We start from the raw sequence: 21,955 nt of genomic DNA, 5'->3' as shown, positions 1-21,955 counted from the left end.
CCCGGGCGGGCCCGGGCCCGCCCGGAGACGGGGCGGCGGCCCTTCGAGGCCCGCGCTGATCCGATGATCCCTACGCCGGAGGGGCTGGACATGTGTCCAGCCCCTCAGACATGGGTATGGGGACGCGGCGCCCGCTGCCGTCCACCGGCCGCGGGCCGGTCGACAGCGCGGCGCCGCGCTCTCCGCTCCGCTACGCGGCCAGCCCCAGCGCCGCCATCCGCTTCGTGTGCGCCTCGGTGATCCGCGAGAACATCCGTCCGACCTCCGCGAGGTCGAACCCGTCGGCCACGCCGCCCACCAGCATCGTCGACAGCGAGTCCCGGTCGGCCACCACCCGCTGCGCCTGGGACAGCGCCTCGCCCATCAGGCGCCGGGCCCACAGCGCGAGCCGTCCGCCGACGCGGGGGTCGGCGTCGATCGCGGCCCGTACCTTCTCGACGGCGAACGTCGCGTGCCCGGTGTCGTCGAGGACGCCCAGGACCAGGCTCCGGGTGTCGGAGTCGAGCCGGGCCGCCACCTCGCGGTAGAAGTCACTGGCGATCGAGTCGCCGACGTACGCCTTGACCAGGCCCTCCAGCCAGTCCGACGGAGCGGTCTGCCGGTGGAACTCGTCCAGCGCCGCCGCGAACGGCTCCATCGCCTCGTTCGGCTCCGCCTCGATGTGCGCGAGGCGGTCCCGCAGCCGCTCGAAGTGATGGAATTCGGCCGACGCCATCTTGGCCAGCTCCGCCTTGTCGTCCATCGTCGGCGCCAGTTTCGCGTCCTCCGCGAGGCGCTCGAAGGCGGACAGCTCCCCGTAGGCGAGGGCGCCCAGCAGGTCGATCACCGCGGCCCGGTACTGCGGCTCCGCGGAGGCCGCGGCCCAGTCCTGAGCGGCGATCCCGGTGTGTTCTCGGTCATCTTCGGCGGTGTGCGCTGCGTTGTCAGGCGTCTCCATGAAGCGCACAATAGCCCGCTGCGCAACCGGGGGAAGTGGCTGGTCAGCCACTCCCGTCCCACCCGACCGAACGATTGCCCGGACACACGTGTGGCTATCCGGGGTATGGTGGTAATGCGCCCGCCGAGTATCGGTGGGTTGTTCCACGCATGCGGATGCCCGGTCGGTGGCCCGATCGGCTCCAACCCGACCGCCCTCTTTCGCGGCGCGTACGAGACGTACGCACAGCGGGAGGGACACCGCTCGCGGTTCGAGTGCTTGAGCGAAGGCAGTGGTCCCGCGCCATCCGGCCGACCCAAGGCCGGTCCCGTACGACAGTGTGCGAGGGCGCGGTACGACCCCCTTGGCCGCCTCGTACCGCGTCTCACAGAAGAGGCAAGATTCTGTCTACGTTCCGAGACCTCGGGATCCTCCCCGAGACCGCCGAAGCCCTTGAGGCCGTCGGCATCACGTCCCCCTTCCCCATCCAGGAGATGACGCTCCCGGTGGCCCTCGCGGGCTCCGACGTCATCGGCCAGGCCAAGACCGGCACCGGCAAGACCCTGGGATTCGGCCTCCCCCTGCTGGAGCGCGTCACCGTCCCCGCGGACGTCGAGGCGGGCCGGGCCAAGCCCGAGCAGCTGACGGAGGCCCCGCAGGCCCTCGTGGTGGTTCCCACCCGCGAGCTGTGCCAGCAGGTCACCAACGACCTCCTGACCGCCGGCAAGGTCCGTAACGTACGGGTGCTGTCGATCTACGGCGGCCGGGCGTACGAGCCGCAGGTCGAGGCCCTGAAGAAGGGCGTCGACGTGGTCGTCGGCACCCCGGGCCGGCTGCTGGACCTGGCGGGCCAGAAGAAGCTGAACCTCTCGCACGTCAAGGCGCTCGTCCTGGACGAGGCCGACGAGATGCTGGACCTCGGCTTCCTGCCGGACGTCGAGCGCATCATCAACATGCTGCCGGCCCGCCGCCAGACCATGCTGTTCTCCGCGACCATGCCGGGCGCGGTCATCGGCCTGGCCCGCCGCTACATGTCGCAGCCCACGCACATCCGCGCCGCCGCGCCGGACGACGAGGGCCAGACCGTCGCCAACATCAAGCAGCACGTCTTCCGCGCGCACTCGATGGACAAGCCGGAGATGGTCTCCCGCATCCTGCAGTCGAACGGCCGCGGCCTCGCGATGATCTTCTGCCGTACGAAGCGGACCGCCGCCGACATCGCCGACCAGCTCGCGCGTCGCGGCTTCGCCTCCGGCGCGGTCCACGGCGACCTCGGCCAGGGGGCGCGCGAGCAGGCGCTGCGCGCGTTCCGCAACGGCAAGGTCGACGTGCTGGTCTGCACCGACGTCGCCGCCCGCGGCATCGACGTCGAGGGTGTGACGCACGTCGTCAACTACCAGTCCCCCGAGGACGAGAAGACCTACCTGCACCGGATCGGCCGGACCGGCCGCGCGGGTGCCAAGGGCATCGCGATCACGCTGGTCGACTGGGACGACATCCCGCGCTGGAAGCTGATCAACAAGGCGCTGGACCTGCCATTCGACGAGCCGGAGGAGACGTACTCCACCTCCGCGCACCTCTACGAGCTGCTGGAGATCCCCGAGGGCACGACCGGCGTCCTGCCGCGCGCGGAGCGCAAGCGTGCCGGGCTGGCGGCCGAAGAGGTCGAGGACCTGGGCGAGACCGGCGGCCGCGGCCGCGGTCCGCGCCGGGGCGCGCCCGCCGTCGAGGAGGAGCGCCCGAGCCGCAGCCGTACGCCGCGCCAGCGCCGGCGCACGCGGAACGGCGCGCCGGTGGACGCTTCGGGCGCCCCCGAGGCGCCCGGCACGTCCGGTGCACCCGGTACGTCCGAGGGCGGCGCCCCCGCCACGGACGGGCCGCGCCAGCCGCGCCGTCGTCGCCGTACCCGCGGCGGCTCCGGCAACGCGCCGGCCGCCGTGACGCCGGACCGTGCCGAGGCGGCGCCCGCCGCCGAGACCGTCGCGTCCGAGGCCGTGCAGGCCGCCGACGCCACCGCTGGCTCGTCGAAGCCGCGCCGCCGCCGTACGCGGGGCGGCGCCAACTCCGCCGCCAAGGCGGAGACGGCCCGGACGGCGGCAGCCACCGCCGTGGACACGGCCGAGGGCCCCACCGGGACCGTCAAGGTCCCGGCGCAGGCCACCGCCGAGGCGCCGGTCGTCGCGGCAGCGCCGGTCGCCGCCGAGCCGGTCGCGGACGAGGCCCCGGCCGAGCCGCGCCGCCGGACGCGCAGCGCCAAGCCCGCGGCGGAAGCCGTCGTGGAAGCGGCGGAGAGCGCCGAGCCGGCCGTCGTGACCGAGCCGGTCGCGGACGAGGCCCCGGCCAAGGCGCGCCGCACGCGCAAGACGGCCGCCGCCAAGAAGGCCGAGGCCGCGGTCGACACGGTCGAGGCCGTCGAGCCGGTCGCGGACGAGGCCCCGGCCAAGCCCCGCCGCACCCGTAAGACCGCCGCTGCCAAGAAGGCGGAGGCCGCCGTGGAGACGGCGGAGGGTGCCGAGGTCGTCGCGGACGAGGCGGCCGTCAAGCCGCGCCGTACGCGCAAGACGGCCGCCGCCAAGAAGGCGGAGGCAGAGGCGGAGACCACGGCCGAGACGGCCGAGGCCGCCGAGACGGTGACGGACGAGGCTCCGGCCAAGCCCCGCCGTACGCGCAAGACCGCCGCCGCCAAGGCAGCCGTGGAGAGCGCGGAGCCCGTCGCGGACGAGGCGCCCGCCAAGCCGCGCCGTACCCGCAAGACCGCCGCTGCCAAGAAGGCCGAGGCGGAGACCGCGGTCGACACGGCCGAAGGCACGGAGACGGCAGCGGACGAGGCCCCGGCCAAGCCCCGCCGCACGCGCAAGACCGCCGCCGCCAAGGCAGCCGTGGAGAGCGCGGAGCCCGTCGCGGACGAGGCGCCCGCCAAGCCGCGCCGTACGCGCAAGACCGCGGCCAAGAAGGCCACCGCGGAGGCCCCGGCGGCCGACGCCGGTACCGCTGCGGAGGACGACGCGCCCGCCAAGCCGCGCCGTACCCGTAAGACGGCCGCCGCGAAGGCCGAGGCGGCCCCCGCCGCCGACGCCGCCGCGGACGAGGCTCCGGCCAAGCCGCGCCGCACCCGCAAGACGGCCGCGAAGAAGGCCACGGCGGAGGCCCCGGCCGAGGGCTGATCCGACCGTACGACGGCCCGGTTCCCGCACACGCGGGGGCCGGGCCGTCGGCGTGTGCGGGGGCCGGGCCGTCGGCGTTGCGAGGGGGGCTGGCCGTCGGCGTGTGCGGGGACCGTCGGCATGTGCGGCGGGGCCGGGCCGTCGGCGAGTGCGGGGAGGGCAGGGCCGTTCGGTGTGTGCGCCCGCGCGCGATGGCTTTCCGGGCCCCGGATAGCCTCGTCCCATGAGCAGGCCGCCCACCCTCACCTTGCCCTCGTGCGCCCGCGCGCGCCGACTCGTCACCGCGCGCGGTGAGTTCGCCGTCCACGACGCCCGGCCCGACGGGACGCCGGCCGGGACCGCGCTGCTCGTGCCGGGCTTCACCGGCAGCAAGGAGGACTTCATCGCCCTCCTGGCACCGCTGGCCGCCGCGGGGTTCCGGGTGGTGGCCGTGGACGGCCGCGGCCAGCACGAGTCACCCGGGCCGCGTGACGAATCCGCTTACGCGCAGGGCGAGTTGGCGCAGGACATGGCCGCTCAGGCGCGCGCCCTGGGCGACGGTCCGGTGCACCTCCTCGGGCACTCCCTCGGCGGTCTCCTCACCCGTGCCGCCGTCCTGCGCGACCCCGCGCCCTTCCGCTCCCTGACCGTCATGAGCTCGGGTCCGGGCGCCATCGCCGCGCCCCAGCAGGCCCGGGTACGGATGCTCATCGACGCCCTCGGGACGCTGGACATGCAGGCGGTGTGGCTGGCCATGCGCGAGCTGGACCCGCCGGAGGCCGAGGACGCGTCCACCCCGCCGGAGATCGGCGCCTTCCTCCACCAGCGCTGGATGAACACCGTCCCGCAGCAGCTGGTCGCCACCGCGCGGCAGATGGTGTCGGAACCGGACCGGGTGGCGGAGCTGGCCGCCGTACCGCTGCCCAAGCACGTCGTGTCGGGCGCCGCCGACTACGCCTGGCCGGTGCCGGAGATGGACGCGATGGCCGGACGGCTGGGAGCCCGGCGTACGGTCGTCGAGGGCGCGGAGCACTCCCCCAACGCGGAACGTCCGGCCGAGACGGCGGCGGCACTCGCGGAGTTCTGGCACAGCGTCCACTGAGCGGGGCGCGCGCCCCGGCGCGCGTCGCCTCCGTACCCCCGCGAAGCCGCCCACGCGCCCGTACGTACGGCCTTCCGCCGCCCCGCGCATCGGGCGCCGGAGCCGGCGCCGGAGTGGGCGCCCACCCGGCAGCCCGCCCGCTAGCACTGCGCCTGTACGTGTTCCCAGAAGCCGTCCCGCAGCACCCGCCGCAGGTCCGCGTGCCCGCGCAGGGAGTGGTGCAGCAGCACCTCGGCGGCCGTCAGCAGTTCCTGGTCGACCGCGCCCGGCAGATACGGGTGGCCGGGCAGCAGCTCGGTGACCCAGGGGACGCCGCGTTCGCCCAGCCAGCGCGCGGCGACCCGCGCGCCGACGAAGCGCACCTCGTCGCGGGTGAGCGGCGAGCCGCCGTTGCCGGTGCCGTCGGCCGCCGGGTCCCCGTGGTCGTGGACGACGGCCCGCCGGGTCACGTACGGCTTGCAGAAATCCAGGTCGAAGGTGCGCTGGCTGTCGACCTCCCACAGCAGCGGCTCGGCCTGGTTGCGCCCGCCGACCGCCTCGATGCCCCACAGGTGGACCCGGGCGCCGTAGCCCTGGGCGGCCTCCACCGCCGAGACCAGGTCCTCGTCGCCGCCGATCAGGACCGCGTCGCTGATCGCCCGGTGCCGGGCCAGCGACTCCAGGTCGGAGCGGATCAGTGAGTCGACGCCCTTCTGCTGGTTGTTGGCGTTCAGATTGCCGAGCCGCACCTTGACGTCAGGAAGCTCGGCGACGCGCTGCTGCTCCGTGGTGTGGATGCGGCGCCGGGCGCCGTCGTACCAGTACACGCGCAGCAGCCGGCTGTCCGGGAAGATCGTGCGGGCCTTGTCGATGAACGCCTCGATGAGGCCCTCGGCGTCCAGCTCGAAGGCCCTGCGGTCCTCGGTGCCGGCGACCAGCCGGCCGGCGGCCGCGTACACATAGCCCGCGTCGACGAAGGCCGCATGGGTGGACGGGGTGGTGGCGACCTCGGCGAGCACCCGGGTGAGCAGCTCGTTGGTGCGCTCGATCCCCGCGAGCACCGCGGTCAGGTCGGGTGAGGGGCCGGTGGGCCGGGCGTCGTCGTTCATACGGGTCCATTGTCCGGCCGGTCACTCAGCGCGCACAACCGCTCGCACTACCCATCAGTATTTAGACGGCCGAAAATTTTCTTTAGCGTAGGGAATGATTGCAGGGAGCATGTCGTTGTACCCACTGGGAACGCAGGGCACCGACGCCCCGCGAGTACCCCGTACAACAGCAAAGTTCTCCGCAGGAGGATCAGACGAAGGGAGAAGCCGTTATGCGCTTCGAGATCATGCGCCTGGACGATGTCGACGGCACCGCCGTGGACAGCACCGTCGTGGACGCCGCCTCCGTCAACCGGATCGTGCAGCAGGCCGCCGCAGTCGGCCAGCGCATCTACATCCGCCCAGCCGACACCGCCGCCCGTTGACGCCTCACCCGCGTCACTCATGAGCGCGTGACGCGCACATGTCCGGCGCACGGAGCGCCCCGCACGAAATCTTTCGCGCGGGGCGCTTCGCGCGTCCGGGCCCGGCCGGGCGCGCCCGGCGCGCCTGCACTCAGCCGCCGCGTACGACCTGCATGACGCCGTTGATGATCTGCTGCACCGCGAGCGCGGAGAGCATCATGCCGGCCAGCCGGGTCACCAGCACCACCCCGCCGTCCTTGATCACCCGGATGATGACCAGCGAGAAGCGCATCACGAGGTAGAGCACCACATGGATGGCGGCGATCGCCGCCCACACCGACAGCTCACCGCTGACCCCGTCCGCGTGCTGCACCGCGAGGATCACCGAGACGATGGCGCCCGGTCCCGCCAGCAGCGGCATGCCCAGGGGCACCAGCGCCACATTGACGTCCTTGGTCTGCGTGGGCTGCTCCGACTTGCCGGTCAGCAGGCTGAGCGCGACGAGCAGGAGCAGCAGCCCGCCCGCGATCATCAGCGCGGGCGGGGTGATGTGCAGCCGGCCGAGGATCTGCTCGCCGAAGAGACCGAAGACGGCGATGACGCAGAACGCGACGGTGGCCGCCTGCCAGGCCATCTTCCGCTGCACCTTGGCGGGGCGGCCGGAGCTGAGGGCGAGAAAGATCGGGATGATCCCCGGCGGATCCATGATCACGAACAGGGTGACGAAGAGCGTACTGAAGACAGCGAAGTCGAACACAGTGAAGGCCTTGCGAGAGGTGGTACGAGAGAGCGGTGTGACGAGAGAACAGCGGTAGAGAGCGGTGGCAGGAGAGAACAGTGGTACGAGAGAGAACGGTGGTCCGTCAGGGGGAAGGCGGGTGAGAGGGAGCGCGCGCAGCCTCACGCACGCGGGCGCGTGAGCGGGATGCGGCGGCCCGGACAGGGCGCGGCAGGGTGGAAGCCCGCCGGCCGGAGCACGCTCGCGCCCGTCCGGCCGGGACGGAAACCTGCCAGCCGACCGGGCGGGAACCTCCCCGCCGGCCGGAGCGCGGTACGGTCAGCCGCCCGCGCCGGGCACGGGGAAGGCGCCGAACGCACGGCGCACGATCTCGCCGTATATCTCCGGGTCGGTGGTGTACTCGCCGAGCGCGACGGTCTTGCGGCTGCCGTGGTAGTCGCTGGAGCCGGTGGTCAGCAGACCGAGGTCGGCGGCGAGTCCGCGCAGCCGGGACCGCGCGGCGTCGTCGTGGTCCATGTGGTCCACCTCGACCCCGTCCAGCCCTGCCGCCGCCAGGTCGGCGATGACGCTCTCGGGGACGGTACGGCCGCGCTTGACCGCCAGCGGGTGCGCGAAGACCGTCACCCCGCCCGCGGCCTTGACCAGCCGGATCGCGTCGAACGGGTCCAGCTCGTGCTTGTCGACGTAGGCCCGGCCGTCGTTGGCGAGCCACTTCGGCGTGAAGGCGTCGGAGACGGTCTCGACGACGCCCAGTTCCACCATCGCGGCGGCCACGTGCGGCCGCCCCACGGCACCGTCACCGGCGATCCGCGCCACCTGCTCCCAGGTGACCGGGACCCCCAGGTCGCGCAGCTTGGCCACCATGCCGCGGGCCCGCGGCACCCGGTCGTCGCGGACAAGTTCCCGCTCCCGGGCCAGCTCGGGCTCGTCGGGGTCGAAGAGGTACGCCAGCATGTGCATGCTCACCCCGCCGATCCGGCAGGACAGCTCGGCACCGGTGACCAGGGTGAGCCCCTCGGGCAGTGCGGCCCGGGCCTCGGCGTGGCCGCCCACGGAGTCGTGGTCGGTCAGCGCGACGACGTCCAGCCCGGCAGCGGCGGCGTTGCGCACCAGCTCGGCGGGGGTGTCCGTACCGTCGGAAGCAGTGGAGTGGGTGTGCAGATCGATGCGCACGACGCTGAACTCCAGACTGCTGCGGGGCCGGCCAGGGGACGTCAGAAGGATACCGGCCGCCCGCCGGACCCTCGAACACACGCCCGCGCGAGCCGGCCACCGGCCGCACCGGAGCCGAGCGAGCCGGTGACCGCCCGCCTCACGCGCCCGCCGGCCCCCCGAACACACGCCCGCGCGAGCCGGCCACACCGGAGCCGAAGGAGCCGGTGACCGCCCGCCTCACGTCAGCAACCGCGGCGACAGCGCCCCGCACGGCAGCAGGTCGACCTCGGCGCCCGCGTCCCGGAGGTCGGTGAGGACCAGCTCGTCGTAGAGCAACAGCCCGGACTCGGCGGGCCAGACCACGGCCCACAGCCACAGCCCGCGCGCCTCCCCGGCGAAGACCGCCCGGTCCTCGGGCGCCCCTTCGACGTGCCACAGCGGGGTCGGGCGCCCGGCTGCCAGCACCTTCACGTGCGGCGGCTTGTTCACGCACATGTGCGGGCCGGGGTCGGGGCCGTCGATGCCCGCGTACCGCGCGCCCAGGCCGACGCCCAGCTCCTCCGCGATCAGCAACAGCTCGCCGGGCCCGCCGAGCGGTCCGGGCCCCGAGCAGGCCACCGCTGTGGCGCGCCCGCCGCTGCGGTCGTCGCCCGCGCAGGAGACGCCCGTGAACAGCCAGCCGACGGGCAGCGGCCACGGCATCCACACCGGCACCCGGGCACGGCGGACGACCACGGCCAGCGCTTCGACGCTGGGCGGGACCACCGGTTGCAGAGGATGCACGGTGCCGTGCACGCCGCACTGCCAGGAGTCGGCAAAGAGACCGGGCGCCCGCACCCGGCCACCGCACTTCGGGCAACTGGGTTCGCCCCTCATAGAGCCCCACGGTCCTCCCGGCCGGGCGCCGCGTCAAGGACGATCACCCATCCGGCGTCCCGGGCCGGGCAGCCGCGCCCGCCCGGCAGAGTAGTTGTAGCTTGCATTCTTTAGGGCGGCTAACTTATCGTGTGTATACAGCAACGTTTCCTGCGGGAGCGCCGGACCGGCGGACGCCCGGCCCGGCGCCCGCGACCGGAACAGGAAGGGGACAACGGCATGTCGGCACACGGCAAGAGCGGCAGGCACGGCGGCGCCGGAGATGATCCGTTCGACGAGGGCGGCACCAGCATCCTGCGCCAGCCGATGGCCGTCTGGGCCACCGCGGGCGCCTCGGTCGTCGCCTTCATGGGCATCGGCCTCGTCGACCCGATCCTGCCCTCGATCGCCCAGGGGCTGCACGCCTCCACCAGCCAGGTCTCCCTGCTGTTCACCTCCTACTTCCTGATCACCGCGGTCGCGATGCTGGTCACCGGCTTCGTCTCCAGCCGGATCGGCGGCCGTAAGACGCTGCTCGCCGGGCTGGCGCTCGTGGTCGTCTTCGCGGCCCTGTCCGGCACCTCGTCCTCGGTGGGCGAGCTGGTCGGTTTCCGGGCCGGCTGGGGACTGGGCAACGCGCTGTTCGTCTCCACCTCGCTGGCCGTCATCGTGGGGGCGGCGGCCGGAGGGAGCGCCGCGGCGATCCTGCTGTACGAGTCGGCGCTCGGCCTCGGCATGGCCTGCGGGCCGCTGCTCGGCGCGGTCCTGGGCGACATGAAGTGGCGCTACCCCTTCTTCGGCACCGCCGCCCTGATGGCCGTCGGCTTCATCGCCATCACGGCCTTCCTCAAGGAACAGCCCCGGCCGGCGCGCAAGACCTCGATACTGGACCCGGTCAAGGCCCTGGGCCACGGCGGGCTGGCCTCCGCCGCCGTCTCCGCGTTCTTCTACAACTACGCGTTCTTCACGGTGCTGGCCTTCACGCCGTTCGTGCTGGACATGAGCCCGTACAAGTCCGGCGGGGTCTTCTTCGCCTGGGGTGTGCTGCTCGCCGTCTTCTCCGTACTGGTGGCGCCGCGCCTCCAGGAGCGCTTCGGGTCGCTGAAGGTCCTGGGCGGCTCCCTGGTCCTGCTCGCCGTCGACCTCGTCGTCCTCGGGTACGGCAACCACACCGCGGCCGTCGTCTGCACGATCCTGTCCGGCGCCTTCATCGGCCTCAACAACACCGTCTTCACGGAGCTGGCGCTCGGTGTCTCCGACGCGCCGCGGCCGGTGGCGAGCGCGGGCTACAACTTCGTGCGCTGGTTCGCCGCCGCGGCCGCGCCGTTCCTGGCGCCGAAGATCGAGGAGTGGACGGACATCCACATCCCGTTCGTGGTCGCGGCCCTGGCGGCGCTCGTCGGCGCGGGCATCGTGGCCGTACGGCGCCGGGCGCTGACCGTACGGGCGCACGAGTTGGAGCCGCGGCACGCCACCGAGGACGGCGTGTCCGCCTTCGCCCGCTGAGGCACTCACCGCGGCTGAGTACGGGCGCGGGGCCACGTCAATGCCACGGCGGGCACGGGCGCGGGGCTACGTCAGCGCCACGCCCGTACGCAGCGGATCACGCAGGTCCGTCCCGCCCTTGAGCCAGCGCTCCTGGAGCGCCTCGGCGCCGTGCACCCGCTTCCAGGCGGCCTCGTTGGGCGTCATCGGCAGCAGGGGCAGGAAGCGGACCGGGTCCAGCGGCTCGTCCAGCTCCAGGTCCTCCACCAGCCCGCCGGACTCCGCGACCAGTACGGAGGTGAAGGGCGCGCCCGGCCACAGCGGCTCCCCCACGTCCAGCGACGCCCCCGGCGCCACGACCACGCCCTCGACCTGCGGGGACGCGGCGAGCACGGCGAGCGGCCGCAGCACCTTGTCGACGTCGGCCCGGCCCGCCTTGACCGACAGCACCAGTTCGGCGCGCGGACCGCGCAGCGGGTCGGCCAGCACCGCCGTGGGGTCGGTCATCGGCCGGTCCGACATGCCGAGCGTGACATAGCGCACCAGATCGCCGTCCGGGCCGCCGCCGGTGAAGCGCAGGACCTCGACCCGGTCGGTTCCGAGGAAGGTGACGGCGGCACGCGCGTCCGGCTCGCCCAGGGCCGTACGCAGGCGGGCTTCGACCAGATCGAGAACGTCAGACATGCCGCGAGCATAGGCCCGGGCCCGCGCCCGGCCGCGGCCGCCCGGCGGGCCGCCCGGCCGCACGGGGCGGCTGTTCGTATGGAACGGGCAAAGGCGCGCCTGATCGGTTCTGACGGCTGATAGCCTTGCCGTCTGGTCAGGGAATGACGTTCGTCCCCCAGCGGGGACCGGCCGGAGGAGGTGGGGCTGCGGTGGATCCAAGTCGACCGTGCAGTACCGACAGTTCTCCTGTCATCCCCCAGCGCGCCCAGCGGCTTTCTTGATCCAGGGGCTTCCGTACCCCCGCCGCACGCGGTGAAACCCGTGAAGTGCCTTCGCGCCGGAAACAGATGACGGAAGAGCGCCTTCGACTCTCGTTTCCGTGTTTTCTGCGTGTTCTGCGAACTGCCGTCAGACCTGCGCACGGAGCGCCGCCCGCTTTGCGGACGTACGGCCAGCGCCGTCGTGTACGTCCTCGTTCCGGGCAGCGTTACGCCGCGCGCCCGCGGCTGGCGGCCGGCCCGTGAAGGAGCCTGCCCATGTCGATGATCCGCGACCTGCGTGCCGCCGTCCGCCCCTCCCGCCGGCGTGAGGACTCCCCGTACAAGTACGAGACCGATCCGCGCCAGGCGGCCCACACCAACAGTGCCATCGTGGACTGCGGCGTCTACCGGGACGGCCGGCGCGTCAGCGACCACGTCACGCCGTCGCAGGCGATGGCGGGCGTACGCGGCGACGGCGGCTTCGCCTGGATCGGGCTGCACGAGCCCACCGAGGCGGAATTCGCCGAGATCGCGCGGGAGTTCGGGCTGCACCCGCTGGCCGTGGAGGACGCGGTCCACGCCCACCAGCGGCCCAAGCTGGAGCGCTACGACGACACCCTGTTCACCGTCTTCAAGACGGTCCACTACGTCGAGCACGCGGAGCTGACCGCCACCAGCGAGGTGGTCGAGACCGGCGAGGTGATGTGCTTCACCGGCCGGGACTTCATCGTGACCGTGCGGCACGGCGGCCAGGGCTCGCTGCGCGCCCTGCGCCACCGCCTCCAGGACGACCCCGAGCTGCTCGGCAAGGGCCCGTCCGCGGTGCTGCACGCCATCGCCGACCAGGTGGTGGACGGCTACATCGCGGTGGCCGGCGCGATGCAGGACGACATCGACGAGGTGGAGATCGACGTCTTCAGCTCCGGCTCGGACGGCAAGAACGCGGGCGCCGGCAAGGGCTCCTCGAAGGGCGGCGACGCCGCCGGGCGGATCTACCAACTCAAGCGCGAGGTCCTGGAGTTCAAGCGGGCCGTGTCGCCGCTGCTGCGGCCGATGCAGGTACTGAGCGAGCGGCCGATGCGGCTGGTCGACTGCGACATCCAGAAGTACTTCCGGGACGTGGCCGACCACCTGGCCCGGGTCAACGAGCAGGTGCTCTCCTTCGACGACCTGCTCAACTCGATCCTCCAGGCCAACCTGGCGCAGGCGACGGTGGCCCAGAACGAGGACATGCGCAAGATCACCTCCTGGGCGGCGATCTTCGCCGTACCGACGATGATCGCCGGGATCTACGGCATGAACTTCGAGTACATGCCGGAGCTGAAGTGGAAGTACGGCTATCCGCTCGTCCTGCTCGTCACGGTCGGCATCTGCTTCGGCATCCACCGCGGCTTCAAGCGCAACGGGTGGCTGTGAGAGGGCCGAGCGGTCCGGGCGGCGTGCGCGCCGCCCATTAGGCTGCTCCCATGACGGAGACCGTGTCGCAGGCGCTGCTGGACCGCGCGCTCATCGAAGAGGCCACGAAGAAGTCCGGCCTCATCTGGGTACGGGGCGCCACCGGCCCGGCGCGGGCCCTGTGGCACGTCTGGCACGACGGCGCCGCGTGCGTCGTCGGAGCGGGCTCCGGCCGTACGACGGACGGGGCGGCCGACCCGGCCGACGAGCAGCCGCTGCACGACCTCGGGCTGACCGACGGCGGCACCGCGACCGTCACCCTGCGCAGCAAGGACAAGGGCGGCCGGCTGGTCGGCTGGCAGGCCCGGGTCACCGAGCTGGAGCCGGACAGCGAGGCGTGGCAGGCCGCCGTGGAAGACCTCAAGGGCAAGCGGCTCAACGCGCCGGACGCGGAGACGATGCCGCGCCGCTGGGCGCGCGAGTGCCGCGTACTGCGCCTGGAGCCGGTCACGAACACGCCGGCCACCACGGACTTCGACGACGGCTCCCAGGCCGCCCGTCCCCTCCCCACCACGGCCACCACCCGCGACCCCGTCCCGGCGGCCCTGCCCAGGCTGCTGCGGGGGAAGCGGCGGGGGCGCTGAGGAGGCGGCCGCTTCCATGGCCTCCTCTGCATACGGGACGGACGGGCGCTGCCGGTCCGGAAGGCGGACGCCAGGCGCGCGGCACACCTGGGCGTCCCGTCTCTCCGCCACTCCGGCCTGGGCCGGCCGCCCGTCAGCAGAAGCCGAGCATCCCAGGTGAGTCGATGTCGACGGTGACCACGCCGGGCGGATAGGCGTTCTCATCGGCGGTCAGCAGGATCGGCATGCCGGTGAACTCGGGGCGTGGCAGTGCGCAGTAGAGCGCGTGGCAGGTGTCCGGGCCGCCGTAGCCGTCGCGGATCATGGTGCCGACGCTGACAGCGGCCGTTGTGTCGAGGCTGTCGACGACAACTGAGGAAAAGACCAGAACGCGCTGCGCGAGGTTCTCTTCACCGGCTTCGGCCTGAGTGAGGCACAGAGCGGGGATGCTCAGGTGTTCGCCGGGTGTCTTCGCCATGTTGCCGGCCAGGAGGTTCAGCGTCTTGTGGCCGCCGGCGAGCGCCGTGACGGCGCTGGTGTCCAGGATGATCACGCTGCGGTGCCCTTGGCCGCCCGGACCTTCTCGGCAGCGATCTTGTAGATGTTGCCGAGCACGTCGGGGGCTTGCTCGAACTCTTCGTCGCGGATGTGCACACCCATCATGCGGCGTACGGCTTCCCGGTCGGCGGCCAGCCGCTCTGCCCGCTGCACTGCCGTCGGCTGCTCTGCGGCAAGCGCTTCGACCAACTGACCGATGCTCACACCGCGCTCTCTGGCCAGCTCGGCAAGGTGATCGCGGGTCTCTCGCAGGACCTGAATCGTCGTCGTTGCCATAGCCGCAGCATAGAGCGACTATGGCACTGGGGTTGCTGCGTTCAGTCGCCCAGCGTGATCGACTTGCCGTAGTCGATGACCTGGCTGTCCGCCGGTGCCTGGATCTCCACCGGCTTTCCCCAGTCGGTGAGACGCACCTCGCCCGCGTCGCCCGCGCGGCGCAGCCGGAGCGGGTAGGGCTCGCCCTCCAGGGAGACGTCGAGGGTGCCGCCCGCGCCCTGGCCGGCGGCGATGCGGATGGTCCGGGTGCCGTCGAGGGTGCCGCGGTCGCCGGTGGCGAGCTTGCCGTGCAGGCCGAGGAGGCTGCTGAGCAGGACGTCCTTGTCCGTGAAGCCGCTGAAGCGCTTGTAGACGGGGTCCGTGGCCGGCACCTTCACGTACTTGCCGACGAGCTTGGCGACGGACGTCTCGTCGTTCTTCGACGGGTTGGCGTTCTTCTCGCGGGCCCAGAACCCGGCGTCCGCCTTCAGATAGAGCGCGCCGCCGGCCCGCAGCAGCTGGAAGGTGGCCGCGTCGGTGGCGAGTTGGCCCCGGGCGCCCCCGGGGCCGAGCCGCATGTCCAGCTTGTAGGTGCGGCCCTGGCTGACGAGGTTGCCGGAGAGCCGTACCGTTCCGGCGCCGCGGGCGGCCGTCTGCGCCTTGGCCTGGATCTTGTCGGCGGGCAGTTTGCCGACCCCGTTGGTCCCGGCGTCCGGGTCCTCCGACGCGCACCCCGCCAGTGCCCCGGCGAGCACCGCGCACACCGCCGCCGTCAGCGTCGCCCCACGCCTGCGACGGGGTGCGGCCGGGCGGCGGGAGCAGGCCCCGGCGGGGCCTGCCGAGGGGAAAGCGGTCACGACGGTTCTGCCTCCTGATACGGATGACCTCGACGGCAGTACGGCAGCGTACCCGGGCCCGGGCACGTCGTACGGCGGAGTGCGCGGTGGACACCGTACGGCCCTTTCCGCCGGGGCGGCACCGGGTGGTGCACGTTAGCCTGATTTCGGATCAAGCCCGCCTGAGGGGCTTCACCTGCGCAGAAGCGGCAACACGTAACGCCAGGGAAGAGGGGGCGCGGCCGCGCGGCATCGCGGCGGCCCGCTACGGCGCAGCGGAACGGAAGTGGAGGCACTCGGCATGGCGGTGGTCACCCCTCGGGTGTTCGTCTCCCATCTCGCGGGCATCGCCGTCTTCGACCCCAACGGCGACCAGGTCGGCCGGGTCCGCGACCTGGTCGCGATGTTGCGGGTGGGCGGCCGGCCACCCCGGCTGCTGGGCCTGGTCGTCGAGGTGATCAGCCGGCGCCGGATCTTCCTGCCGATGACCCGGGTGACGGGCGTGGAGTCCGGCCAGGTGATCACCACCGGCGTGGTGAACATGCGGCGCTTCGAACAGCGGGCTTCGGAGACGCTGGTCCTCGGTGAGCTGCTGGACCGCCGGGTGAGCCTGGTCGAGTCGGGCGAGGAGGCCACCGTCCTGGACATCGGCATCATCCAGTTGCCGGCGCGCCGTGACTGGGAGATCGACAAGGTCTTCGTACGGAAGGGGAAGGGCGGGGCGCTGCGCCGCAAGGGAGAGGTGCTGACGGTCGACTGGTCGGCGGTGACCGGTTTCTCCCTCGAGGAGCACGGACAGGGCGCCGAGAACCTGCTCGCCACCTTCGAGCAGCTGCGCCCGGCGGACCTGGCCAGCGCCCTGCACCACCTGACACCGAAGCGGCGCGGCGAGGTGGCCGCGGCGCTGGACGACGACCGGCTGGCGGACGTCCTGGAGGAGCTGCCGGAGGACGACCGGGTCGAGATCATGGGCAAGCTCGCGGAGGAGCGGGCCGCCGACGTCCTGGAGGCGATGGACCCGGACGACGCCGCCGACCTGCTCTCCGAGCTGCCGGAGGAGGAGAAGGAACGGCTGCTGGGCCTGATGCGGCCGGACGACGCGGCGGACGTACGGCGTCTGCTGGCGTACGAGGAGCGCACCGCGGGCGGTCTGATGACGACCGAGCCGATCGTGCTGCGGCCGGACGCGACGATCGCGGACGCGCTGGCGCGGGTGCGTGACCCGGACCTGTCGCCGTCGCTGGCGGCGCAGGTGTACGTGTGCCGGCCGCCGGACGAGACGCCGACCGGCAAGTACCTGGGACTGGTGCACTTCCAGCGGCTGCTGCGCGACCCGCCGTTCACGCTGGTCAGCTCGGTCGCGGACACCGATCTGCCACCGCTGCCGCCGGGCACCCCGCTGAACGAGGTGACCAGCTATCTGGCGACGTACAACATGGTGGCGGCACCGGTCGTGGACGAGAGCGGCTCCCTGCTGGGCGCGGTGACCGTCGACGACGTACTGGACCACCTGCTGCCCGACGACTGGCGGGAGGCGGAGATGCACGGGCCGCCGGGCGCGGCAGCGGACCGGGAGGGAGAACCGGACGATGGGCGCTGAGGAACGGGACGGTGTCAAGGAGCGTGCGCGGGCGCTGAGCGCGACGCCGGGGCCCGGGCCGGGCGGCGGGCGCCCCCGGGTGCGCCTGGACCAGCCGCGCGCGCCCCGGCGCAGCCTGCTGCCGGAGTACGACCCGGAGGCGTTCGGGCGGCTGTCGGAGAAGATCGCCCGCTTTCTGGGGACCGGCCGGTTCATCGTCTGGATGACGGTGATCATCGTGGTGTGGATCATCTGGAACATCGCCGCGCCCGGGCATCTGCGCTTCGACAACTACCCGTTCATCTTCCTGACCCTGATGCTCTCGCTCCAGGCGTCCTACGCGGCGCCGCTGATCCTCTTGGCGCAGAACCGGCAGGACGACCGGGACCGGGTCACCCGTGAGCAGGACCGCAAGCAGAACGAGCGGGCCATCGCCGACACCGAGTACCTGACCCGGGAGGTGGCGGCGCTGCGGCTGGGCCTGGGCGAGGTGGCCACCCGTGACTGGATCCGCTCCGAACTCCAGGATCTGCTGAAGGAGCTGGAGCTGCGTCAGATGGTGGACGCGGAGAGCGAGCAGGAAGGCCGGCGCCGGGAGTAGTCCCGGCGGGCGGAGCGGGACAGGCGCCGGGGAGTGACGAACACGACCGCCCACCGGCCTTTCCGGAGGCCCCCACCGGCGCCGTAGGCCCGCCCGTCGCCCGACCACCGCCCCTTTGGGACACGCTTTCGCGCGGCCGTAGTATTTCGGCATGGCTACCGACACGCCCCAAGGCGCAGCACCCGGCGAGGACGCGGTCCACGCCGCGCTCGCCACGGTGAACGACCCCGAGATCCACCGCCCCATCACCGAACTGGGCATGGTCAAATCGGTGGAGATCGCGGCGGACGGCGCGGTGGCGGTGGCGGTCTACCTGACGGTCGCCGGCTGCCCGATGCGCGAGACGATCACCTCGAACGTGCGCGAGGCCGTGAGCCGTGTCGAGGGTGTCACCGGCGTCTCGGTCGACCTGGACGTGATGAGCGACGAGCAGCGCAAGGAGCTGGCGTCCTCGCTGCGCGGCGGCACCGCCGAGCGCGAGGTGCCGTTCGCCAAGCCGGGGTCGCTGACCCGGGTCTACGCGGTCGCCTCCGGCAAGGGCGGCGTCGGCAAGTCGTCGGTGACGGTCAACCTGGCCGCGGCGATGGCGGCCGACGGCCTGAAGGTCGGCGTGGTGGACGCCGACATCTACGGCCACTCGGTGCCCCGGATGCTGGGCGCGGACGGCCGCCCCACCCAGGTCGAGAACATGATCATGCCGCCGTCGGCCCACGGCGTGAAGGTGATCTCCATCGGCATGTTCACCCCGGGCAACGCCCCGGTGGTCTGGCGCGGTCCGATGCTGCACCGCGCGCTCCAGCAGTTCCTGGCCGACGTGTACTGGGGCGACCTGGACGTCCTGCTGCTCGACCTGCCCCCGGGCACCGGCGACATCGCCATCTCCGTGGCGCAGCTCGTACCGAACGCCGAGATCCTGGTCGTCACGACCCCGCAGCAGGCCGCCGCCGAGGTCGCCGAGCGGGCCGGCTCCATCGCCGTACAGACCCACCAGAAGATCGTCGGCGTGGTGGAGAACATGTCCGGGCTGCCCTGCCCGCACTGCGACGAGATGGTGGACGTGTTCGGCACCGGCGGCGGCGAGCGGGTCGCCGAGGGCCTGACGAAGACGACCGGCACGCAGGTGCCGGTGCTGGGGGCCATCCCGATCGACGTACGGCTGCGCGAGGGCGGCGACGAGGGCAAGCCGGTCGTGCTGACCGACCCGGAGTCTCCCGCCGGCGCGGCCATCCGGGCCATCGCGGGCAAGCTGGGCGGCCGCCAGCGCGGCCTGTCGGGCATGTCGCTGGGGATCACCCCGCGCAACAAGTTCTGACGCGCCCGGCGGCCGGGGACGGCGGCCGGGACATACGGAGGGGCGGGCCCGACGGGCCCGCCCTTCGTCGTCGTACGGCGGGCGTGCGGCGGGCGTGCGCCGGGCCGGGCCCGTGCGGCGGGCGTGCGCCGGGCCCGGCCCGTAGGCCCGGCCCGCGCTCGGCTCAGTCCGCCGCCACGCCTTCCGCGGGCACGTCGCCGGTCCGCGCGTCGCCGGTGGCCGCCGGCCGCGTGCCGCTGTCGCCGCTCTCGTACGCGGCGATGTCCTTGACCACCGCGAAGCCCAGCCCGTACGCGCTCATGCCGCGCCCGTATCCCCCGATGTGCACGCCCTCCGGGCCGTCGCCCGCCGAGCCGGCCAGCACCCAGCCGTACTCCGACTCCCGGTAGCGGAACGGCGTCGGTACGCCGTCCACCGGCAGCGTCAGCGCGCTCCAGCCCTCGCCGCCGAGGTCGTCCGCCAGCTCCCAGGCGAGCATCGTCTGCTGGTCGAGCCAGTCCTGGCGGAGCGTGCGGTCCATCTGGGTGGGCCAGGTGCGGGAGAGCAGACCCGATCCGGCGAGCCAGGCCGCGGTGGACGTGGAGGTGGCGTCCAGGACCCCGGTGCCGTCGGCGCTGCGCCGCACGGGCCGGCTGGCGACGGTCACCACGACCGCGAAGCGTTCCGCGTCCGGTGTGCTCTCCACCTTTATGGTGGGCTGCTGGCCGTGGCCGGTCGCGCCGTGCTCGACCGTGCCGTCCGCGGCCGCGCCGACCTGCAGCAGCCAGCGGGGACCGGTGAACGCGTCGTCGAGTCCGTACCACGGGAACGCGGCCGACAGATAACCGTCGACCTTCCGTCCGGTGCCGGCGGTGACCGCCTGAACTCCTGCCCGACCCGTCGTCTCCATCTGCGCGGAGCCTCCTATTTGCCCTGCGTCGTGGGCGGCCCGCCCCCCTCAGGCGACCTCACCCCGGACACCGGGAGCATAGTCAACCCGTTCGGCACCAGCGGGCATAAGGCTTGCATAAGACGAGTCAGGTGGCATCGGGATCGAACGGAGGGCGCTCGCCGCGGGCCGGCTTCGCGCCCTTGGTGAACATGTCCGGCGCGGCGGACCCGCCGCCGGAGCCGGTCCCGGCGGCCGGGGACTCCTTGCTGAAGTTCACCCGGGACGCGGGCCCCGGGTCGGCGGCGGAGGCGCTGTCGACACCGTGCACGGCGTCCGTGACCTCGGCCATCTCCTTCTTCAGGTCGAAGCCGTTACGGATCTCCTGGAGGCCGTACTGGTCGTTCTCCAGCACGTGCTTGCGGACGAAGTTCTTGGGCTTGAGGTCCTCGAACTCGAAGTCCTTGAACTCCGGCCCCAGCTCGCTGCGGATGTCTTCCTTGGCGTTGTCCGAGAACGCCCGCACCTTGCGCACGAACCCCATGACATCGGCGATCACCTTGGGCAGCTTGTCCGGCCCGAAGATCAGTACCGCAAGGATCACGAGCGCGATCAGCTCTAGGGGTCCTATGTCGAAGAACACCTTGCAGCTCCTTGGGTCATCCGTGGCCTACCAGGACCCAGGGGGGTCTGGGGGGACGTGTCGGGCCTATGGGCCAGGCCGCCTATCACGGTACCTGGCCCGTGGCGTCCGGCGGGAGTCGCCCGTCCCAACACCGTGCAAACACGCCCGTGCCCCGCTACTCCTGGCCGGCGGCACCGAGCGTCAGCTGGGCGGTCTGCTCCTTGCCGTCGCGCCGCAGGGTCAGCGTGAGCCGGTCGCCCGGCCGGTGGCTGCGGATCTTGATGATCAGCTCCTCGCCGCTGTGCACGGGCTGCCCGTCCACCTTGGTGATCACGTCCCGCGGCTTGATGCCCGCCTTGTCACCCGGGCCGCCGGGCGTGACGGGGACGCCGCCGTCCTTGCTCTTGGAACTGACCCGCGCGCCGTCGCCCGCGTACTCCATCTCCAGCGTGACGCCGATCACCGGGTGCAAAACCTTGCCCTTGTTGATCAGCTGCTCGGCCACCCACTTGCCCTGGTTGATCGGTATGGCGAAGCCCAGGCCGATGCTGCCGCCCTGGCCGCCGCCGTCCAGGCCGCCGCCGGAGCTGCCGGCCGCGCGGATGGCGCTGTTGATGCCGATCACCCGGGCCCGGGAGTCGACGAGCGGGCCGCCGGAGTTGCCCGGATTGATCGGGGCGTCGGTCTGCAGGGCGTCCACGTACGAGATGTCGCTGCCGTCGCCCTTCTTGCCGCCCGCCGTGATGGGCCGCTGCTTGGCGCTGATGATGCCGGCGGTGACGGTGTTGGCGAGGTCGTACGGGGCGCCGATCGCCACGACCGGGTCGCCGACCCGTACCGAGTCGGAGTCGCCGAGCGCCAGCGGGCGCAGCCCGGAGACGCCCTGGACCTGCACGACGGCCAGGTCGTAGCCGCCGTCCCGGCCGATGACCTTGGCCTTGGCCGTCTGGCCGCCGCTGAAGGAGACCGATATCTCGCCGCCGGTGCCGGCCGGCTCGACGACATGGTTGTTGGTGAGGATGTGGCCCTGCTTGTCGAGGACGAAGCCGGTGCCGGTGCCCTGCTCACTGTTGCCGCGCACGTGCAGGGTGACCACGCTGGGCAGCGCCGCCTGTGCAATGCCGGCCACGCTGTCCGGCTTGCGGCCGCCCTGGTCGCCGGTGTCCTGCGGCAGCTCGATGCTGCCGAGGCCCCCGTTGCGTTCGATGTACGCGCCGACGCCGCCGCCGACACCGCCCGCCAGCAGCGCCAGGACCACCGCGCCCGCGGCCAGCGCGCCGCGGCGGTTGCGCCGGGGAGCCGGCGGCGGTGGGGGCGGCGTACCGAGAGGCATCGCCGCGCCGTGCTGCGCCGCCCGCCAGGGGTCGTACTGCTGCCAGTGGGGCTGCTGGCCGGCCTGAGGGTGGGGCGGATGGGGGTGGTGGGGCTGCTGGGGTGGGGTCTGATGGGCCTGGTGGGGCTGCGGGCTCTGGTGGGGCGGGTGTGGCTGTCCGTCCGCTGGCGCGCCCGGCTGCGGCTCCGTGCCGCCCGGGCCGGGCGGCGGGGCGTGC

The 21,955-nt window shown here is 72.8% G+C and carries 21 protein-coding genes; 9 read left to right on the top strand and 12 right to left on the bottom strand.

Annotated features, from left to right (window positions below):
• Positions 1 to 190: 190 nt before the first annotated feature.
• The gene (locus JXZ78_RS25250; RefSeq protein ID WP_033040110.1) at positions 191 to 946 is read right to left on the bottom strand and encodes a ferritin-like fold-containing protein; all 756 of its coding nucleotides are present in this window, start codon (positions 944 to 946) and stop codon (positions 191 to 193) included.
• Between the two features lie 464 nt (positions 947 to 1,410).
• On the opposite strand from JXZ78_RS25250, the gene JXZ78_RS25245 reads away from it, so the two are divergent.
• Together JXZ78_RS25245 and JXZ78_RS25240 are read left to right on the top strand one after the other, a co-directional pair.
• Entirely contained in the window at positions 1,411 to 4,080 is a 2,670-nt protein-coding gene (locus tag JXZ78_RS25245) for a DEAD/DEAH box helicase (protein WP_238783363.1), read from the top strand.
• A gap of 223 nt (positions 4,081 to 4,303) precedes the next feature.
• Complete coding sequence (locus JXZ78_RS25240; protein ID WP_030020319.1) at positions 4,304 to 5,161, top strand: alpha/beta fold hydrolase; 858 nt, start codon at positions 4,304 to 4,306, stop codon at positions 5,159 to 5,161.
• Between the two features lie 140 nt (positions 5,162 to 5,301).
• Here the strand turns inward: JXZ78_RS25240 and JXZ78_RS25235 are convergent, their stop codons facing one another.
• The gene (locus tag JXZ78_RS25235; RefSeq protein WP_030020318.1) at positions 5,302 to 6,249 is read right to left on the bottom strand and encodes an NYN domain-containing protein; all 948 of its coding nucleotides are present in this window, start codon (positions 6,247 to 6,249) and stop codon (positions 5,302 to 5,304) included.
• Between the two features lie 212 nt (positions 6,250 to 6,461).
• Here JXZ78_RS25235 and JXZ78_RS25230 point away from each other — a divergent pair, with 212 nt between their 5' ends.
• Complete coding sequence (locus tag JXZ78_RS25230) at positions 6,462 to 6,614, top strand: DUF8834 family protein (RefSeq protein ID WP_003985759.1); 153 nt, start codon at positions 6,462 to 6,464, stop codon at positions 6,612 to 6,614.
• A gap of 130 nt (positions 6,615 to 6,744) precedes the next feature.
• On the opposite strand, the gene JXZ78_RS25225 is transcribed toward JXZ78_RS25230, so the two are convergent.
• From JXZ78_RS25225 to JXZ78_RS25215, 3 genes are all read right to left on the bottom strand, one after another.
• Positions 6,745 to 7,350: a MarC family protein gene (locus tag JXZ78_RS25225; protein WP_030020317.1), complete on the bottom strand. Its 606-nt coding sequence runs from the start codon at positions 7,348 to 7,350 to the stop codon at positions 6,745 to 6,747.
• Between the two features lie 300 nt (positions 7,351 to 7,650).
• Complete coding sequence (locus tag JXZ78_RS25220) at positions 7,651 to 8,505, bottom strand: PHP domain-containing protein (protein ID WP_030020316.1); 855 nt, start codon at positions 8,503 to 8,505, stop codon at positions 7,651 to 7,653.
• A 219-nt stretch (positions 8,506 to 8,724) separates the two neighbouring features.
• Positions 8,725 to 9,363, bottom strand: a complete 639-nt coding sequence (locus JXZ78_RS25215) for a DUF6758 family protein (RefSeq protein ID WP_030020315.1) — start codon at positions 9,361 to 9,363, stop codon at positions 8,725 to 8,727.
• 219 nt (positions 9,364 to 9,582) lie between these two features.
• On the opposite strand from JXZ78_RS25215, the gene JXZ78_RS25210 reads away from it, so the two are divergent.
• On the top strand, positions 9,583 to 10,848 hold the full coding sequence (locus JXZ78_RS25210) for an MFS transporter (RefSeq protein WP_030020314.1): 1,266 nt from the start codon (positions 9,583 to 9,585) through the stop codon (positions 10,846 to 10,848).
• Between the two features lie 66 nt (positions 10,849 to 10,914).
• Here the strand turns inward: JXZ78_RS25210 and JXZ78_RS25205 are convergent, their stop codons facing one another.
• Positions 10,915 to 11,511, bottom strand: a complete 597-nt coding sequence (locus JXZ78_RS25205) for a suppressor of fused domain protein (RefSeq protein ID WP_030020313.1) — start codon at positions 11,509 to 11,511, stop codon at positions 10,915 to 10,917.
• A gap of 518 nt (positions 11,512 to 12,029) precedes the next feature.
• Between JXZ78_RS25205 and JXZ78_RS25200 the strand changes: the two genes are divergently transcribed.
• Both JXZ78_RS25200 and JXZ78_RS25195 read left to right on the top strand, forming a co-directional pair.
• Positions 12,030 to 13,169, top strand: coding sequence for a magnesium and cobalt transport protein CorA (locus JXZ78_RS25200; protein ID WP_030020312.1), 1,140 nt, complete (start codon positions 12,030 to 12,032; stop codon positions 13,167 to 13,169).
• Positions 13,170 to 13,219: 50 nt separating this feature from the next.
• The gene (locus tag JXZ78_RS25195; RefSeq protein WP_030020311.1) at positions 13,220 to 13,792 is read left to right on the top strand and encodes a hypothetical protein; all 573 of its coding nucleotides are present in this window, start codon (positions 13,220 to 13,222) and stop codon (positions 13,790 to 13,792) included.
• A 133-nt stretch (positions 13,793 to 13,925) separates the two neighbouring features.
• On the opposite strand, the gene JXZ78_RS25190 is transcribed toward JXZ78_RS25195, so the two are convergent.
• From JXZ78_RS25190 to JXZ78_RS25180, 3 genes are read right to left on the bottom strand one after another with little or no spacing between them, the layout of a single operon-like run.
• Positions 13,926 to 14,324 (bottom strand): hypothetical protein, encoded by a 399-nt coding sequence (locus JXZ78_RS25190; protein WP_030020310.1) that lies wholly within the window; start codon positions 14,322 to 14,324, stop codon positions 13,926 to 13,928.
• Entirely contained in the window at positions 14,321 to 14,605 is a 285-nt protein-coding gene (locus JXZ78_RS25185) for a hypothetical protein (protein WP_030020309.1), read from the bottom strand. Before JXZ78_RS25185 ends, JXZ78_RS25190 begins: the two co-directional genes overlap by 4 nt.
• Positions 14,606 to 14,646: 41 nt before the next feature.
• Positions 14,647 to 15,360, bottom strand: coding sequence for a hypothetical protein (locus JXZ78_RS25180; protein ID WP_030020308.1), 714 nt, complete (start codon positions 15,358 to 15,360; stop codon positions 14,647 to 14,649).
• A 361-nt stretch (positions 15,361 to 15,721) separates the two neighbouring features.
• Here JXZ78_RS25180 and JXZ78_RS25175 point away from each other — a divergent pair, with 361 nt between their 5' ends.
• The 3 genes from JXZ78_RS25175 to JXZ78_RS25165 all read left to right on the top strand — a co-directional run bounded on the left by JXZ78_RS25175 (position 15,722) and on the right by JXZ78_RS25165 (position 18,912).
• Positions 15,722 to 17,020 carry a magnesium transporter MgtE N-terminal domain-containing protein gene (locus tag JXZ78_RS25175; RefSeq protein ID WP_030020307.1) on the top strand — a complete coding sequence of 433 codons (1,299 nt, stop codon included), beginning with the start codon at positions 15,722 to 15,724 and terminating at the stop codon, positions 17,018 to 17,020.
• Positions 17,010 to 17,600: a DUF1003 domain-containing protein gene (locus tag JXZ78_RS25170; protein WP_030020306.1), complete on the top strand. Its 591-nt coding sequence runs from the start codon at positions 17,010 to 17,012 to the stop codon at positions 17,598 to 17,600. Before JXZ78_RS25175 ends, JXZ78_RS25170 begins: the two co-directional genes overlap by 11 nt.
• Before the next feature lie 151 nt (positions 17,601 to 17,751).
• Positions 17,752 to 18,912, top strand: a complete 1,161-nt coding sequence (locus tag JXZ78_RS25165; RefSeq protein ID WP_030020305.1) for an Mrp/NBP35 family ATP-binding protein — start codon at positions 17,752 to 17,754, stop codon at positions 18,910 to 18,912.
• 163 nt (positions 18,913 to 19,075) lie between these two features.
• On the opposite strand, the gene JXZ78_RS25160 is transcribed toward JXZ78_RS25165, so the two are convergent.
• From JXZ78_RS25160 to JXZ78_RS25150, 3 genes are all read right to left on the bottom strand, one after another.
• Positions 19,076 to 19,801 carry a hypothetical protein gene (locus JXZ78_RS25160; protein ID WP_033037877.1) on the bottom strand — a complete coding sequence of 242 codons (726 nt, stop codon included), beginning with the start codon at positions 19,799 to 19,801 and terminating at the stop codon, positions 19,076 to 19,078.
• A 127-nt stretch (positions 19,802 to 19,928) separates the two neighbouring features.
• Positions 19,929 to 20,423, bottom strand: a complete 495-nt coding sequence (locus JXZ78_RS25155; protein ID WP_030020303.1) for a sec-independent translocase — start codon at positions 20,421 to 20,423, stop codon at positions 19,929 to 19,931.
• 157 nt (positions 20,424 to 20,580) lie between these two features.
• Positions 20,581 to 21,955, bottom strand: a 1,375-nt coding sequence (locus tag JXZ78_RS25150; protein ID WP_372498444.1) for a S1C family serine protease, incomplete at its 5' end; no start/stop codon positions are given.

The sequence above is a fragment of the Streptomyces monomycini genome (assembly GCF_022271435.1).
Taxonomy (GTDB): domain Bacteria; phylum Actinomycetota; class Actinomycetes; order Streptomycetales; family Streptomycetaceae; genus Streptomyces; species Streptomyces monomycini.
This window is presented reverse-complemented; position numbering and strand designations above follow the sequence as displayed.

What these genes read in the sequence shown, in the direction of transcription:
- JXZ78_RS25165 (WP_030020305.1), top strand. Translation starts at nt 17,752, where the DNA reads ATGGCTACCGACACGCCCCAAGGCGCAGCACCCGGCGAGGACGCGGTC.
- JXZ78_RS25160 (WP_033037877.1), bottom strand. Translation starts at nt 19,801, where the DNA reads ATGGAGACGACGGGTCGGGCAGGAGTTCAGGCGGTCACCGCCGGCACC.
- JXZ78_RS25175 (WP_030020307.1), top strand. Translation starts at nt 15,722, where the DNA reads ATGGCGGTGGTCACCCCTCGGGTGTTCGTCTCCCATCTCGCGGGCATC.
- JXZ78_RS25210 (WP_030020314.1), top strand. Translation starts at nt 9,583, where the DNA reads ATGTCGGCACACGGCAAGAGCGGCAGGCACGGCGGCGCCGGAGATGAT.
- JXZ78_RS25195 (WP_030020311.1), top strand. Translation starts at nt 13,220, where the DNA reads ATGACGGAGACCGTGTCGCAGGCGCTGCTGGACCGCGCGCTCATCGAA.
- JXZ78_RS25245 (WP_238783363.1), top strand. Translation starts at nt 1,411, where the DNA reads ATGACGCTCCCGGTGGCCCTCGCGGGCTCCGACGTCATCGGCCAGGCC.
- JXZ78_RS25240 (WP_030020319.1), top strand. Translation starts at nt 4,304, where the DNA reads ATGAGCAGGCCGCCCACCCTCACCTTGCCCTCGTGCGCCCGCGCGCGC.
- JXZ78_RS25185 (WP_030020309.1), bottom strand. Translation starts at nt 14,605, where the DNA reads ATGGCAACGACGACGATTCAGGTCCTGCGAGAGACCCGCGATCACCTT.
- JXZ78_RS25205 (WP_030020313.1), bottom strand. Translation starts at nt 11,511, where the DNA reads ATGTCTGACGTTCTCGATCTGGTCGAAGCCCGCCTGCGTACGGCCCTG.
- JXZ78_RS25230 (WP_003985759.1), top strand. Translation starts at nt 6,462, where the DNA reads ATGCGCTTCGAGATCATGCGCCTGGACGATGTCGACGGCACCGCCGTG.
- JXZ78_RS25235 (WP_030020318.1), bottom strand. Translation starts at nt 6,249, where the DNA reads ATGAACGACGACGCCCGGCCCACCGGCCCCTCACCCGACCTGACCGCG.
- JXZ78_RS25200 (WP_030020312.1), top strand. Translation starts at nt 12,030, where the DNA reads ATGTCGATGATCCGCGACCTGCGTGCCGCCGTCCGCCCCTCCCGCCGG.
- JXZ78_RS25170 (WP_030020306.1), top strand. Translation starts at nt 17,010, where the DNA reads ATGGGCGCTGAGGAACGGGACGGTGTCAAGGAGCGTGCGCGGGCGCTG.
- JXZ78_RS25215 (WP_030020315.1), bottom strand. Translation starts at nt 9,363, where the DNA reads ATGAGGGGCGAACCCAGTTGCCCGAAGTGCGGTGGCCGGGTGCGGGCG.